At 65.5% G+C, this 15,836-nt stretch carries 11 protein-coding genes; 6 read left to right on the top strand and 5 right to left on the bottom strand.

Features of this window, described 5'->3' with window-relative positions; all coding sequences use genetic code 11:
• Positions 1–28 precede the first annotated feature (28 nt).
• Both WBP06_RS17400 and WBP06_RS17405 read left to right on the top strand, forming a co-directional pair.
• The gene (locus tag WBP06_RS17400) at positions 29–1,414 is read left to right on the top strand and encodes a peptidase M20 (protein ID WP_395334245.1); all 1,386 of its coding nucleotides are present in this window, start codon (positions 29–31) and stop codon (positions 1,412–1,414) included.
• 122 nt (positions 1,415–1,536) lie between these two features.
• Complete coding sequence (locus WBP06_RS17405) at positions 1,537–3,882, top strand: acetamidase/formamidase family protein (protein WP_395330264.1); 2,346 nt, start codon at positions 1,537–1,539, stop codon at positions 3,880–3,882.
• Positions 3,883–4,163: 281 nt separating this feature from the next.
• Here the strand turns inward: WBP06_RS17405 and WBP06_RS17410 are convergent, their stop codons facing one another.
• From WBP06_RS17410 to WBP06_RS17420, 3 genes are all read right to left on the bottom strand, one after another.
• The gene (locus WBP06_RS17410) at positions 4,164–4,565 is read right to left on the bottom strand and encodes a metallopeptidase family protein (RefSeq protein ID WP_395330266.1); all 402 of its coding nucleotides are present in this window, start codon (positions 4,563–4,565) and stop codon (positions 4,164–4,166) included.
• Positions 4,566–4,569: 4 nt separating this feature from the next.
• Positions 4,570–6,459: a M1 family metallopeptidase gene (locus WBP06_RS17415; RefSeq protein WP_395330268.1), complete on the bottom strand. Its 1,890-nt coding sequence runs from the start codon at positions 6,457–6,459 to the stop codon at positions 4,570–4,572.
• Positions 6,460–6,542: 83 nt separating this feature from the next.
• Positions 6,543–8,036 carry a hypothetical protein gene (locus tag WBP06_RS17420; RefSeq protein WP_395330270.1) on the bottom strand — a complete coding sequence of 498 codons (1,494 nt, stop codon included), beginning with the start codon at positions 8,034–8,036 and terminating at the stop codon, positions 6,543–6,545.
• Between the two features lie 280 nt (positions 8,037–8,316).
• Between WBP06_RS17420 and WBP06_RS17425 the strand changes: the two genes are divergently transcribed.
• From WBP06_RS17425 to eco, 3 genes are all read left to right on the top strand, one after another.
• The gene (locus WBP06_RS17425) at positions 8,317–8,724 is read left to right on the top strand and encodes a hypothetical protein (protein ID WP_395330272.1); all 408 of its coding nucleotides are present in this window, start codon (positions 8,317–8,319) and stop codon (positions 8,722–8,724) included.
• Positions 8,725–9,475: 751 nt separating this feature from the next.
• Complete coding sequence (locus WBP06_RS17430) at positions 9,476–9,886, top strand: hypothetical protein (RefSeq protein WP_395330274.1); 411 nt, start codon at positions 9,476–9,478, stop codon at positions 9,884–9,886.
• Positions 9,887–9,959: 73 nt separating this feature from the next.
• Positions 9,960–10,493 carry a serine protease inhibitor ecotin gene (gene eco, locus WBP06_RS17435; RefSeq protein ID WP_395330276.1) on the top strand — a complete coding sequence of 178 codons (534 nt, stop codon included), beginning with the start codon at positions 9,960–9,962 and terminating at the stop codon, positions 10,491–10,493.
• Between the two features lie 99 nt (positions 10,494–10,592).
• Here the strand turns inward: eco and WBP06_RS17440 are convergent, their stop codons facing one another.
• Positions 10,593–11,066, bottom strand: coding sequence for a glycine zipper 2TM domain-containing protein (locus WBP06_RS17440; RefSeq protein ID WP_395330278.1), 474 nt, complete (start codon positions 11,064–11,066; stop codon positions 10,593–10,595).
• Positions 11,067–11,593: 527 nt separating this feature from the next.
• On the opposite strand from WBP06_RS17440, the gene WBP06_RS17445 reads away from it, so the two are divergent.
• Positions 11,594–12,955: an amidohydrolase family protein gene (locus tag WBP06_RS17445; protein ID WP_395330281.1), complete on the top strand. Its 1,362-nt coding sequence runs from the start codon at positions 11,594–11,596 to the stop codon at positions 12,953–12,955.
• 61 nt (positions 12,956–13,016) lie between these two features.
• On the opposite strand, the gene gyrB is transcribed toward WBP06_RS17445, so the two are convergent.
• Entirely contained in the window at positions 13,017–15,560 is a 2,544-nt protein-coding gene (gyrB, locus tag WBP06_RS17450; protein WP_395330284.1) for a DNA topoisomerase (ATP-hydrolyzing) subunit B, read from the bottom strand.
• Positions 15,561–15,836: the final 276 nt, after the last annotated feature.

A 15,836-nucleotide genomic window follows, 5' to 3' on the forward strand; every position in this document is an offset into this window, starting at 1 on the left:
TTCTCACGGAGCCCCGACTTTGGCCGACATGCCCGATCCCATCACCAGTTTCGCCGATCCCGCAAAGGCCCCCTATGCCGTCAGCGAGGAAGAGCGTGCCGCCATCGCCGCCCAGATCGACACCGACGAACTGGTCGAACTGGCGCTGACGCTGGGCAACATCCCCAGCCGATCGCGCGAGGAATTGGCGGCGGCCGAATTCGTCCACGACTGGATGGCAAAGGAAGGCTTCAACCCGCGCAAGGTCGGCGCCACGCCGGAGCGGCCCAATGTGATCGGCGAATATGGCGGAACCGGACGCGGCGCCAACCTGCTGTTCACCGCGCACCTGGACACCGAAAGCCCCAGCGGCATGCGCGAGCACGACAAGTTCCGCTATCGCGAGTCCACCCTGGCCGATCCCGAGTGGACGCAATGCTGGCTGGACGAGGAAGGACGCCTACGCGGCTATCCGATCAGCAACGATCGCGGGCCCATGTCGTGCTTCCTGATCGCCGCCAAGGCGCTGCGCAAGGCGGGCATCGGCCTGTCCGGCAAGACCTGGCTCACCGCCTGCCCCGGAGAGATCGGCCCCGAACCGATCGAGGAATTCGCCGGCATCGGCTGGAACGGCAAGGATATCGGCGCGCATTACCTGTTCCACCACGGCGGCGTCGCGCCGGACTATGCGATCGCGGCGGAGGGCACCGACTTCGGCCTGACCTGGCAGGGCTGCGGCTATGCGCTCTACCGCGTGCGGATATTCGGGCAGGGCGTATTCTCACCGATCCTCGATGCGCCCACCGACCCGCGCCGCCATCCGAACCCGATCTATCGGCTGGGCCCGGTGATCGACGCGCTCCACGCCTGGGGCCTGAAGTTCGAGCGCGACTCCGTCATGGAAACCGCCAGCGGCGCGATCCATCCCAAGGTCCAGATCGCCTCGGTGCGCGGCGGCATGCCGATCGATTTCGGCGCCGGTACCGAAGTCTGCGCGCTCTACATCGATGTCTCGCTCAACCCGCGCCAGAAGGCGGCGGACGCCTATCACGGCATCATGGACGCCATGCGCGGCGTGGACGTGGAGGCGTTCGACGTGGAGCCGATGGTGGTGCGCCACGGTTTCGAGGCGCGCCCGTCCGAAGTTGCGCCGCTGGTGGGTGCAGTCGATGCCGCCACCCGGCTGGCGCGCGGCGGTGCGGTGGAGCCGGCGCACCCGGTCTATTCCAGCATGTGGCGCGATCACAACGTGTTCAACATGCACCGCGTGCCCGCCATCACCACCGGCATGCCGCGCTGGCGTCCGACGCCCGAGGATATGGCCTCCAGCGCGCTGGTCTATGCCCTGACGATGCTGGCCGTCTGCGGCCGGGGCGCAGCTCTTGTGGAGCGCGTGGGAACCAGTGTGTACGGCAACGAGACGCCCTTCGACTAAGATATACGCCGCCCTTGCCGAGTGGTCGGAGGCCCGATAGACCTTCGTCATAAGGTCGCCAAAATACGAAATTGGACGCCCGCTCGGGAAGGGTGCCACCGCTTATTCAGGGTGGTTCTCGCTTGCGCATAACGACCAACGTCTACCCCAAGGAACAGCGCCGCGACGCCTGGCGGTTCGCACTCAAGCGTCTATCGCTCACGCTGGACGACGCGGATGAGGCGACGCTCTATGGCGAGCTGATCCACTTCCGATCCAGCACGCACATCGACTTCATCCGCGTCACCGGCACCGCGCAAGCCTGGACCATCGACTTTCGCGACCAGCCCGCCACTTACTGGCTGGCGATGATCCTGGATGGCAGCGCGACGATGCGCGACGGCGGACAGGAACTGCGCCTTGCCGATGGCGACATCATCTGCGGGCGCGGCGATTCTCCCGTCAGCATCGCCTTCACGGGCGACAACCGCAGCCTGATCGTGCAAGTGCCGCACAGCGAACTGAGCGCCCGCCTGAAAACCCCGATCAGCGGCCCGCCGCGCAAGATCGCCACCGACAGCGGCTCTGCCCGCGTCTTCGCCGGCATGTTGCGCTCGCTGGCCGATACGCTGACCGACATCACCACCGACCAGGCGCGCCCGGTGGAACTGGCTTTCCCCGAGTTCCTCGTCACCGCGCTGCTGGACAATGCCCCGGCCAAGGCGCTGGGCGGCGCGGCAGGCATGCGGGCGGCGCTGCTGGAACGCATCTTCCAGACCATCGAGATCCGCCTTTCCGACCCGGACCTCAATTACCAACAGGTGGCGGCAGAACACGGCATCTCGCCCCGCTATCTCCAGAAGCTGTTCGAATCGATCGACGACAGCTTCGGCCACTATGTGAAGGTGCGCCGCCTGGAGCGCTGCCGGCTCGACTTGCGCAGCCCGCTGCACGTGCAGAAGTCGATCTCCGACATCCTGTTCGAATGGGGCTTCAACGACAGCGCCTCGTTCAGTCGCGCTTTCCGCGAGCAGTACGGCATTTCGCCCCGCGAATACCGCAAGGCCCCGCCGCAGGAGCAGGAGGCGGTGGAGCTGCTGCGCCGTGGCCGCCCGGCGCGCAAGGAGCGCGCGGCCAAGGCGGAAGAGGCGGTGGAGATCGAGGAAGTCCTTGAAGAACAGCTGGACGAGCAGCCGGCGGACGATATCCCGCAAGTGCCCGCCTACATGGGCGACACCGGCACCTCGCGCCATCACCACCTGCCCGCCACGCCGGAAACGGTGCACTGGGGCTATCTCAGCAAGGATCTGAAACCGGCGCTGCGCGTGCGTTCGGGCGATTTCGTCACGATCGAGACGCTGACCCACCACGCCAACGACGATCCGGAGCGCATGGTCGAAGGCGATGCTGGGGTGGAGAGCGTCTACCAATGGGACCATTGTGGCAAGACGGTGGAGCGGCGAGGGGCCGGGCCGATGGATGCCAGCGCCTTCGGGCGCGGGCCGGGCGAAGGCTTCGGCGTGCATATCTGCACCGGGCCGATCCATGTCGAAGGCGCGATGCCGGGCGACCTGATCGAAGTCCGCATCCTCGACCTGAAGCCGCGCCCCAGCGGCAATTCGCGGTTTGCCGGCAAGAGCTTCGGCTCCAACGCCGCCACCTATTGGGGCTTCCACTACAACGATCTGCTGACCGAACCGAAGAACCGCGAAGTCGTGACGATCTACGAAGTGGAAGCGACTGGCGGGCGGCTGCCGACGGCGCACGCGGTCTATTCCTACCGCTGGACGCCGCAGGTCGATCCATCGGGCGTGACCCATGCCCGCTACGACTATCCGGGCGTGCCGGTGAACCCGGAAAGCATCGAGCGCAATTACGACATCCTGCAGAATGTCGAGATCCCGATCCGCCCGCACTTCGGCGTGATCGCGGTGGCGCCCAACCACAACGGGCTGGTCGATTCGGTGCCGCCGGCCAGCTTCGGCGGCAATCTCGACAACTGGCGCACCGGCCCCGGCGCGCGGGTGTTCCTGCCGGTTCAAGTGCCGGGCGCGCTGCTTTCGCTGGGCGACCCGCACGCCTCGCAGGGGGATAGCGAGCTGTGCGGCACCGCCATCGAATGCTCGATGACGGGGCTGATCCAGATCGTCCACCACAAGGGCGCGGGCGTGATGGAGCAGTTGAAGGATGTCGATTACCCGCTGATCGAGACCGAGAGCGAATGGGTGATCATGGGCTTCTCGCACCCCAATTACCTGAAGGAACTGGGGCCTGACGCGCAGAGCGAGGTCTACAAGCACTCCTCGATCGACGCCGCCATGCGCGATGCCTTCCGCAAGGCGCGACGGTTCCTGATGACCGCCAAGCAGTTGACCGAGGATGAGGCGATCTCGCTGCTATCGGTGGGGGTGGACTTCGGCGTGTCGCAAGTGGTGAACGGCAATTTCGGGGTTCATGCGGTGATACGGAAGGCGCTGTTCACGAGTTGAGATTGCGTTCGAAGCCTTGGCCCAATCACGCTCGTCATCCCCGCGAAGGCGGGGATCCCGCTTGTTCTTCGCGGCGAGGCAAAAGGAAGCGGGCCCCCCCGCCTTCGCGGGGGCGACGGGGTTTGGTGAGGTAGCGGGCTGGTAGTCCTCCCCGGTACGGGGAGGTGGCAGCGCGAAGCGCTGACGGAGGGGATTCGCGTCCTCACGCAGCCTCGCGCCTTGGCGAGATTCCCCTCCACCACCCTTCGGGCGGTCCCCCTCCCCGTGCCGGGGAGGACAGGTCAATCGGCGTCGTCTTCCAGCGCGTGCATGTCGTCGTCGGACAGGCCGAAGTGGTGGCCTACCTCATGCACCACCACATGCGTCACCAGGTCTTCCAGCGTCACGTCGGTCTCACACCATTCGGCCAGCAGCGGCTGGCGATAGAGGGTGATGCGCGGGCGGAATTCGCCCGAACTCCACACCGATTCCTCGTCCAGCGGGCGACCGTGGTAGAGCCCGGTCAGATCCCAGGCATCCTCGATTCCCAGCGCGTGCAGCGTCTCCTCGTCGGCAAATTCCTCGACGTGGACGGTGATCCCGTCGAGGTGCTTGGCGAAAGGTTCCGGAATGCGCGCGAAGGCGGCGTGGGCCAGCGCCTCGAACACGGCCGGGCTGGGGGCATTGCCGAAGCGCTGGTGCATCTGGTTACTCCTGCCCGGCGACGATGCGGGCGATGCCCGCGGCGGTAGAGGGATGGTAGGTGGGCTTGGCTTCCGCGAAGAAATCGCGCGCCTTGGACTGGCCCCAGTCGCCCTGCTTCATCAGCCCCTTGTAAAGCGGATAGACCAGCAGCCCACGCCCGATCCGCGAGAGATAAGTGCGCAAGTACGGCACCGCCGGATCGTAGCGGTTGGTGATCGCCAGTTCGAACCAGGCCGACTGGATATAGGCATTGCCCGAGGCGGAAAGACCCAGCGTCTCGTCCAGCTCCTTCAGGCGGGCGGGCGTCTGCTGGCGGTCAACGCCGTTGAGGAAGCGCAGCCATTCCTGCGTGGTCCAGCCGGTGGGCTGCACCGCGCTGGCGGGGCCGCCGGCGTTGAAGGCGGCCAGCTTGGTATCGACCTTGGCCAGCGTCGCGCTGTTCACGCGCACGGCATTGTCCGGCAGGCCGGCGGCATAGGACCAGCGGTCAAGCTGGAGCTTCAGTTCCAGTTCCGGCTGGCCCTTCAGCAGCCGCTCGCGCAAGTCGGTCAGGAAGCCGGCGGTGGTCTGCGGCTGGAAGGCGTGACGGTCGAAGTACGAGGTGAGGTAGGCATCCCACTTCTCCCGGCCGACCGTATATTCGATCATGCGCAGGAAGTTGGAGCCCTTGGTGTAGTCCAACTCGCCCGCGCCCGGATCGCCATGCAGGCGGGTGGCGGCGCCGGTCTGGCCGCCGGCGGCAGCGATCTCGCGCTGCATCACGTCCCAGTCGAGGTCGGCATAGATGGCGGCCTGCTCCTTGCCGTAGAGCGCCTCCATGATGCGGTTCTCGAAGTAGGTGGTGAAACCCTCGTTCAGCCAGGAATCCGACCAGGTGGCATTGGTGACGAGGTTGCCCGACCACGAATGCGCCAGTTCATGCGCGACGACATCGGTGTTCGAGCGGTCGCCCGTGACGATCGTCGGCGTCAGGAAGGTCAGCATCGGGTTTTCCATGCCACCGTAGGGGAAGGCGGGCGGCAGCACGAGCATGTCGTACCGGCCCCAACGATAGGGGCCGTAGAGCTTGCTGGCGGCGTCGATCATCTTCTCTACGTCGACGAATTCCTTCGCCGCCTTGTCCAGCATCGGCGCCTCGGTCCAGACGCCGGAGCGGGGGCCGAGCGACTTGAACTTCAGGTCGCCCACCGCGAACGCGATCAGGTAGGGCGGCACCGGCTTGTCCATGCGGAAGCGGAACTGGCGGCGGCTGTCGGGCAGTGCCTCTCCCTTGTCGCCGGAGAGCTTTTCGGCGCTCATCACCGCAACCATGTCGCCCGGAACGCGCAGGGTGGCTTCCCAGGTCTGGCGGATGCCGGGGCTATCCTGCGTGGGCACCCAGGACCGGTTGAGGATCGATTCGCCCTGGCTGAACAGGAAGGGCTTCTTCTTGCCGAAGGTCATTTCCGGCGGCAGCCATTGCAGTGCGGTGGCACCGGGCTGCGAGCGGTAGGCGATCTTGATCTTCGCGGCACCGGCCAGATCGACGGTGAGGGCCGAGCCGATATCCTCGTTCTTCGGGTCCTTCGGGCCGACGGTCCACTTCAGCGGCTTGCCCCCGGCGTCGGTGACGGCGGAAATATCCATGCCGTTGACGTCCAGCACCACTTGCGTGGCGCCCGGCGCGGCCAGGATGTCGAGCATGGCGCTACCCGCCAGGGTCTTGCTGGCGAAATCGACGTCGAGGTCGAGCGCGACATGGGTGACGCGTGCCACTTGCGGCTCGGCGTGAGTCCAGACATCCTTCGCTTCGGGCGTCGTCAGGATCGGTGCGGGAATGGTTTGCGCCACGGCAGGCGAGATGGCGACGAAAGCGGAGCCGGCAAGCAGCGCGGCAACAAGAAGGTTACGCATGGGCGCGGTTTATGGCCGCGCCCATGCGCCGGTGCAAGCGTGCCCGGCGCAGTTTCCGACCCGAGGGGACGGGATCAACTGCTCTATTCGTCGTACACGTCGAAGATGCGGGCACCGCCGGCGCGGGTGGCGGCGGCCTGCACGTCGCTGCGGGCGGCGATCGCCTTGTAGGTCGCAGCGGTCGGGCTTTCGGGCAGGGTCTTGGGTTCGAGGAAGGTGCTCAGTTCCTGCAAGGCGCCGGCGCTCTGCTGCGGATTGTCCAGCCGGGCGATGACCGTGGCGGCGGCCGCGTCGGTCTGGCCAAGGCAGGCCAGCACTTCGGTAAGCACTGCCGCGGCATCGCCCTCGTGCGCCTTGACATAGGCCAGATCGGCAGCGGCAAGGTCGGCCTTTCCGGCCATGTGCGCGGCGCAGGCATGGGCATCGTGCCAGGCCATCAGGCCATAGGGGCTGGCGGCACCCGGCGCGTTGACGTCGATCGTCTCCAGAGTGGCAAGGGCATCGGCATAGTGGCCGAAATGAAGCTGGAGAAAGCCCAGGTTGATGGTCTGGCTGATATTGGCGCGGCCCATTTCCCCCTTGTCCACCGCCTTGCGAAAGGCGGCGACCGCATCGTCGTAGCGGCCGAGGCGCTTGTAGCTCTGGCTCATGGCGTTCCACCACCAGATATGCTGTTCGCCGATGTCCGAGAACTGCTTGGCCAGGGCCCCTTCGGGCCTTGCGGATTCCAGCGTCGCCAGCGCCTGCTGATCCTGCCCCAACGCCCGTTGCGCGCCGGACAGCGCGATCGGCAGCCCCAGCAGGCCGGGGCGTTCGATGCTCATCTTCTCGATCGTGGCGATTTCGCGCTTGTAGGCATCGCTCAGCTTGAAATCGGCGGGCAGCAGGCCGCGCAGAACGGGATCCAGGCTGGCCTCCCGATAGAGCGATCCCAGCCGCACTTTGCCCAGCGCGGCCTTGGCCTCGTCGATCTTGCCGGCCTTGGCCAGATGCCGGGCGTGGGCGAGACGCAGGAATTCGAAGTCGAGGTTGTAGCGCGCGGGCGCGAAACCGTCGCCGCTGATCAGGGCGGCGAGCCGCACGAAGTCCGGATCGTCGGGCTTGCCGTCAAAGCGCTGGGCCAGCGTGAAAATCCAGTTGTCCTCGATCGTCGCGGCGGCGGATGGCACCTTCTGGATCGCTTCCAGCGTCGTCACCGCGTCACCATAGCGCTGGCTGTCGAGTTCCAGGCCGAAGCGCATCCGCCAGGCAACGTCGGGCGCGGCCGGCAACGCGGTCAGCGCACGGGCATGGACCAGCGCCGGCTCGATCTGGTTGGAATTGCCTTCGCACAGCGTCGCCGCCAACAGGATGGGTGCCTGCAGTCGGGCATCGAGCGACGGGAAATCCTTGCGCGCCAGAATGGGCGACACGACTTTCATCGCACCGGTGCAGTCGTTGCCGTTCATCGAGGACTGCAGGCGCGGCATGGCCTTGACGACATCCGCCTGGATGTCCGCCCGTGCCTGCGCCATCGTCGGCAACAGCATGAGCCCGCCCAGAAGTGCCAGAGTCGCGGCTCGACCAGTTCTTTTCATCAATTCCCCCATGTCTTCCCTGAATTCTAGGAGAGCGGGCTGGCCTTGTCAGCCGAATGGCCGCGAAAAACGCGCATATTCCCCAAGAGATAGGCCGGAAATCGGGCAGGCAGGGTCCGCAGATCCCGGCAGGGCCCATTTGCATCGACGGCGGGTGCGGGTGTACCTCATGCCGAATCGTGCAGGGCAATGCCTTTCCGGCAGAGTTTTTGTTTGCCTTGAATGGCTTTGCGCTGTTTTGGCCTCCTGCATTCGGGCCGATTTGCACGGGGAAATTTCAATGAAGCGTTCGTATCTTCTGGCTCTTGGGGCACTCTGTTCGGCCATGGTTCCGGCCGCAGCAGTGGCGCAGCCGAATGCAGCGGCAAACGCGCCTTGGCTCTTCCTGGGCGCCCGCAATATCGCCAGCGGTACCGAACACGAAACCGTTGAGGTGACCAGCGAGCGGCTGCTTCGGCAGTTGCAGTTCTGCGTGTTCAACACGCCTCTCCGCCTTGAGACGCTTTCGATTCAGTTCGAGGATGGGCAGCGGCAGGAGGTGCCGGTGCAGGAACGCATCGTGGCGGGCGGGTGCACGCGGGCCATCGATCTGACCGGCGCGTCGCGCCGCGTTCGCGCGGTGGATCTGACTTATGGCAGCGTTTTCCGGTTTCGCCGCGCGCCGATGGTTCGGATCGTCGGCCGCTGAGCGACCCGTTTGGAGATTCGCTGAGGGCGAATTTCGCGGCCGGTTCCGCAACAAAATGGCCCCACGTGGTTTATTGAAAAGTCCGCTGTGCGGCCGTTATCGGGGAAATTGCGGATATGCTCCGATGCGCGCTTGGATGATACCGGACAGGAGTGCGATTGAAATTTGCCGGGCAGGATTGATGCACGTGCGACAGTGCGCGCATCCTCGTTCCGGGAACCCTGCGCCTCAAGTGCCGGTGCTGGTCGAGCCGCGATGATGGCGCGGCGGCGTATGGGTTCGAAGGCAGATTCCGGCGGCGAGCCCGGGCTTGATACTCAGGCGGGAGTACGACGATGACCGCATGGATCACGGCGTGAACGCCGTGGCGACAGAGATCTGACCATGGCAGGGCCGGGGCGAAACGCCGCTTTCGCGGTCCTGGCGGTGGAAACCGGTCTGGCGTGGCTGGTCGTGTGTCCGCTGCCCGCGCTGGGGCAGGAGAGCGCCGGGCGCGCGAGTCCGGCAGCGGTTGGCACGCAGCGGGCGGTTCAGGGTTCGCGACAGGCGACGGCGGCACACACGGTTCCCGATGCCGCGCTTCCGCCACAAGTGCGCGGATATCAGGGCAGCGACAGGCGGCTGCCGGGACTTGCGTTCAGCCCCGTAGCGGTCGCGCCTGCCCCGCTGCGGGGCCAGAGCGGCAATGCGCCCACCCCCGAATCCGCGCTCGCCCCCGGGGCCGAACGCGGCATTGGGACTGCATCCTCCTGTGACCGCTTTCGCCCAACGCTTCGGACATGGGCTGGGCGCCATGCGGATCGCGCAGGAATTCGCACCCTCACGCGCCCTTTCGTCGATCCGGGCGGAAGATCACGGCAAGACCGCTGCGCGCAAGACGGCGGAGCCTCTGGACATCGAAGGCGATATCGCCTTGCTGTCGGAGAGCCTGGCGGAATCGCATCGATATCGGGATCGGGATCCGATCTCTTTCATAAAGCACCGCAACTTGCGCTTGGCGAAGTACATCGGCTTCGATCTCGCCGACGCGCTGGATATGCGCGAGTCCTGGCTGCACGATCTGTCGCTGGGCGTCGAATGGCCGAAGATCAAAGCGGTGGTTCCGGACAGCGATCGATCCAACCCGGCCGCGCCGGCGATCACGATGGGAATTGCCTTCTGAGGTAAGGGGATATTCGCCCCGGCGCGGTGCCGCGTCGTCTGGTTTCAACGGAATGTGATTTGCGAGGTAGAACATGTCTGGCCCCCATCTTTCACACCTCGGCACGCCGTCACAGGCTCGCCTTGCGCTTGGCCTTGCGGTGGGCCTTGCCATGGCCCTTGGGCTGGCGGCTGCGGCCGGAGCGGCACCGGCACCCGCGCAACGCACGCCGGCGGACGAATTGAAGGCGTTCCCGCCCGCTCCCCCCGGTCAGGTGCGGCGGGTGATCTTCCTGCCCCGCGCCGCCAACGAGGATGCGATGAAGGTCGGGGTGATCGTGGGCAGGACCATGGTGGTGGACTGCAACCGTCACGCGTTCGGATCGCGCATGGAAAAGCGCACGGTAACGGGCTGGGGCTACGACTATTACGTCGTCACCACGGCCCATCCACCGGCAAGCACGATGATGGCCTGCCCGCCCAACAGCCAGTCGAAGAAGTTCGTGCGCAGTGCCGATGAACCCATGCTGCGCTACAACAGCCGCCTGCCTATCGTGATCTATGCCGCCCCGGAAATCGAGATACGCACCCGGATCTGGCGGGCGGGGCCGGAAACGACGGCCAAGTAGCCGGCCAGTCGTTTCCGGTTTTTGGGTCTCGGTTTTTCGGCCACGGTTCAGCCCTGATTGTTCAGCCGCATCCTGCCGACGTGGAGTGCCAGGGCGCGTTCAGTGCGTGACCCGCGCGTTTTCGGAAGTGCCGGAAAGGCGGACCCGGTCACCCACGCGAAAATCGCGCGGATCGCCGGGCTGAACGATCGCCACATCGTCCCCCGAATCCAGATGGAGGGTGATCTCGATGCCCGCCGTGCGGGACGACCCTTGGAGGGCGCTGCCCACCGCACCGCCCACGACCGCGCCGGCCACGCCACCGGCGACGTTGGCGGCGGTGCTGCTGCCGATCTGGCTGCCGCCGATGGCACCCAGCGCGCCACCGGTGATGGTGCCCAGGCGCGTCTCACCGGGGCGGATATCCACCTGGCGGATCGCGGTGACTTGCCCGAACTGGACCTGGGCGACCTGCCCGACTTCGTTCTGCGAGAACGAGGACACTCCCGGCTGCGGCGTGCACCCTGCCAGCGCGCCGGCGCCAAAGACGGCGATCGCGGGGGAGCATAGGATAATGAATCCAGGCGTTTTCATGGCTTTCTCCTAACCTCGACGTGGGAACCGATCGGGCGAGCAAGGATGGGCAATCGGCCTGATCGTGGCCGGTCTGGCCAGAAAACGACATGGTCGTGCCGCTTCCTCTCTCGCGCGTCCATTTCTCCGGCGGCATGGCCGAAGCACGGGCTTGCGATCGTTCAGCACCCAGCCGCGCGCCAAAAATCAGGCGTCGTAACCGGAGTGGCCAGTATAGATCGCACGTGTGACGCCTGCTTGGGCAGTCGCTGTCGTCGCTGTTCAAGTCGACAGGTTGCGTTTCTCAAGTAGCTAACGCAACGAAATTCAGACGACTCGCGCCCATCGACAAGAACAGGCATATATCACCGATAAACAAGGATCGAAAGTGTGTAAGCCGAAGCTATCATGATGCTTCGCAATGGTGTATTTCGTGCGCAAAATAAATAAGATCGATCAGGAGCAGCTGCAATGATTGCGATGCGTCCGGTATCCCCCCCCCTTCGTTTCCTGCCTTCCGCCGGACCGTTCGCCGACGGCCGCGTTCGATGCTGCGCAAGGTCGCAGCGGGATTGGCATCGCTGGCGCTGGTCGCGATGCCGGTCGGCCTGGCCCAGAACAGCCAGGCACAGCAGGCGCCGGGCGATGGCGCGGGCACGATCCTGATTCAGAACGTGCGCATCTTCGATGGCAGGCATCCGACGCTGTCCGCGTCCTCCAGCGTGTTGATCCGGGGTGACGTGATCGAACGCATATCGACCGGTGCGATTGCGGGAACGACCGACACGCAGGTGATCGACGGCGGTGGGCGAACGCTGATGCCCGGCCTGATCGACGCGCACTGGCATTCGATGTTCGTGCGGCCGACCCCGCAGCAATTGCTGACCAACGACGTCGGCTACACCACGCTGCAGGCCGAAGTGGAGGCGACCGCCACGCTGATGCGCGGTTTCACGACCGTGCGCGACATGGGCGGCCCGGCCTTTTCGCTGAAGCGCGCGATCGACGAGGGGCTGGTGGTGGGCCCGCGCATCTATCCTTCCGGCGCGATGATCACGATCACCGGCGGCCACGGCGATTTCCGCCAATTGAGCGAACTGCCGCGCCGCCAGGGGCAGCTCAGTCATATCGAGGAACTGGGCGGCGCCGCCATTGCCGATGGCCCTGACGAAGTGCGGATGCGCGCGCGCGAACAACTGATGCAGGGTGCCAGCCAGGTGAAGCTGACCGCCGGCGGCGGCGTCGCTTCGCCGTTCAGTCCGCTGGACGTTTCCACTTTTACCGAGGGGGAACTTCAGGCCGCCGTCGAAGCCGCGGACAACTGGGGCACTTATGTCGCCGTTCACGCCTATACGCCGGCGGCGATCCAGCGGGCGATCAAGGTGGGCGTGAAGTGCATCGAGCATGGCCACCTGATGGATGAGGCGACCGCCAAGATGATTGCCGACCATGGGGTTTGGCTGAGCACGCAACCGTTCGTGGACATGTCGCTGGGCGCGGCGATGGGCCCGGACGAGCAGGCGAAGCTGAAGGAAGTGGTCGACGGAACCGACCGGATGTACCGCCTGGTCCGCAAGTATCACATCAAGACCGCCTTCGGGACGGACATCCTGTTCTCTTCGCTGCTGGCCAGTCGCCAGGGCAATTCGCTGGTCGACCTGACCCGGTGGTACACGCCGGCGGAGGCGCTGATCATGGCGACATCGACCAACGGCGAACTGCTGCGGCTGTCCGGCCCGCGCAATCCCTATCCCCGCAATCTCGGCGTGGTCGAGCAGGGGGCCTATGCCGATCTGATCGTGGTGGACGGCAATCCGCTGGAAGACATCAAGCTGGTGGCCGATCCCGGCAGGACCTTCATGGTGATCATCAAGGACGGCAAGGTCTACAAGGACACGCTGAAGTCCTGAACGCAAAACGGGGCCGCGCGAACGATGTCGCGCGGCCCCGCTTGCTTCGCGAACCGACGGATCAGACGTCGAGGTTGGCGACGTTCAGGGCATTGTCCTGAATGAATTCGCGGCGCGGTTCGACCACGTCGCCCATCAGGCGGGTGAAGATCTCGTCGGTGACGTCCGCGTCCTCGACCTTCACTTGCAGCAGCGCGCGATTTTCCGGATCCAGCGTGGTTTCCCAGAGCTGTTCGGCATTCATCTCGCCCAGACCCTTGTAGCGCTGGATCGAAAGACCCTTGCGGCCCACGGCCAGCACGGCGTCCAGCAGCTGGGCCGGGCGGGTGATGACGTCGGCACCCACCAGCGGGCGGGTTGCCGCCACTTCGTCGTCGCCCTCGGTCGCTTCCACTTCGGCGGCGGCGCTGGCGCGGGTGAGGCGGGCGGCGCCGGAATAGACATCGGCATTTTCAGCCGCGAGGCGGGCAAGCTTGCGCGCTTCCGCGCTGGCCAGGAACGTGCCTTCGATCTTGTGGTGGTCGGTCACCCCGCGCCACACGCGCTCGATCTCAAGGTTGCCTTCGTCGGTCAGGCGGGCGGCCCACTTGGCTTCCGGATCGCCACGATCGAGCCACTGCGCGGTGCGTTCCAGCGCGGCGGTGCGGTCGGCGGGCGAAAGGTCGGGCTCGAACGCGCCGGAAAGCGCCAGTGCCTCGATGATCGTCGGGTCGAAGCGGCGCGGCACGAAGGCCATCAGGTTGCGGAAGCGGATCGCGTGATCGACCAGCGCTTCAAGGTCGCTGCCCATGCGCGCGCCGCCGGAGGTTTCCAGTACGCGGCCGGAAAGCCCGGCTTCGACCAGATAGCGGTCGAGCGCGGCGTTGTCCTTCAGGTAGACTTCGCTGCGGCCCTTGGCGACCTTGTAGAGTGGCGGCTGGGCGATGAAGAGGTGCCCGGCGCGGATGATTTCCGGCATCTGGCGATGGAAGAACGTCAGCAGCAGCGTGCGGATGTGCGCCCCGTCGACGTCTGCGTCGGTCATGATGACGACCTTGTGGTAGCGCAGCTTCTCAAGGTTGAAATCGTCGCGGATGCCCGTGCCCATCGCCTGGATCAGCGTGCCTACTTCCTTCGAGGAAATGATGCGGTCGAACCGCGCACGCTCCACGTTCAGGATCTTGCCCTTCAGCGGCAGGATCGCCTGCGTCTTGCGGTCACGCCCGGACTTGGCCGATCCGCCTGCCGAGTCACCCTCGACCAGGAACAGTTCGGACTTGGCGGGATCGCGTTCCTGGCAGTCGGCCAGCTTGCCGGGCAGCGAGGCGATGTCCATCGCCCCCTTGCGGCGGGTCAATTCGCGGGCGCGGCGCGCGGCTTCGCGGGCGGCGGCGGCGTCGATCACCTTCATGACGATGGTCTTGGCGGTGGCGGGATTTTCCTCCAGCCAGTCGGTCATCTTCTCGCTCATCAGCGCTTCCAGCGGCTGGCGCACTTCGGAGCTGACCAGCTTGTCCTTGGTCTGCGAGGAGAACTTGGGATCGGGCAGCTTGACCGAGACGATCGCGGTCAGCCCTTCGCGCATGTCGTCGCCCGAAAGCGAGACCTTTTCCTTCTTCAGCAGGCCCGAACGTTCGGCATAGCCGTTCAGCGTGCGGGTCAGCGCCGCGCGGAACGCGGCCAGATGGGTGCCGCCGTCACGCTGCGGGATGTTGTTGGTGAAGCACAGCACGTTCTCGTAGTACGAATCGTTCCACTCGAGCGCGACTTCCATGCCGATGCCGTCCTTGTCCGCCGCAATGGCGATCGGTTCGGGCATCAATGGCTGCTTGTTGCGGTCCAGGAACTGCACGAAGGCGCCGATGCCACCTTCGTAATAGAGATCGTGTTCCTTGGGTTCTTCATGACGCTTGTCGCGCAGCAGGATGCGCACGCCGGAGTTCAGGAACGCCAGTTCGCGGTAGCGGTGTTCCAGCTTGTCGAAATCGAATTCGGTGACGTTCTTGAACGTCTCTGTAGAGGCGAGGAAGGTCACGCGGGTGCCCTTCTTGAAGCCGTTGTCGTCCGGGTTCTGGTCCACCTTCGGCGCATCGCCGACGATCTTGAGCGGCGCCACGGCATCGCCGTTGGCGAACTTCATCCAGTGCTCCTTGCCGTCGCGCCAGATGGTCAGTTCCAGCCATTCGGAAAGGGCGTTCACCACCGAGACGCCCACGCCGTGCAGGCCGCCGGAAACCTTGTAGGCATTGTCGTCCGACGTGTTCTCGAACTTGCCGCCGGCGTGGAGCTGGGTCATGATGACCTCCGCCGCCGAGACGCCTTCCTCCGGGTGGAGGCCGGTGGGAATGCCGCGGCCGTTGTCCTCGACCGAGACGGAGCCATCCGGATTGAGTTCGATCAGCACCAGGTCGCAGTGACCGGCCAGCGCCTCGTCGATCGCGTTGTCCGACACTTCGAACACCATGTGGTGCAGGCCCGAACCGTCGTCGGTGTCGCCAATGTACATGCCCGGACGCTTGCGAACCGCGTCCAGGCCCTTGAGGACCTTGATCGAATCCGCGCCGTAGCTGTTCTGGTTCTTGCCGTTGTCGGCGGTGCCGGGAGTGCTGTCGTCGGTGCTAGCCATGGCGAGGATATAGGGATTGAGGGCCGGAAACCCAAGCAAAACCGGCGCTATACCCGGGCTTTTCCACAAGACTGGGCGGGGCGTGCGGCGAGTGTCGCGGGAACTGCGTTCGGGCGAAGCGCCCGCCGCGCCGGCAGGCGCTGGAAACCACGCTTGCAGACGCAAGAAAGGGCGGCCCCTTGCGGAGCCGCCCTTTGCCATATGGGGATCGTCCAATGCCGGGAGGGGAAGCATTGGACTTCTGCCGCGACGCACACACCCTGCGCGGAGCGGCAG

This window comes from Novosphingobium mississippiense, assembly GCF_044029535.1.
Classification (GTDB): domain Bacteria; phylum Pseudomonadota; class Alphaproteobacteria; order Sphingomonadales; family Sphingomonadaceae; genus Novosphingobium.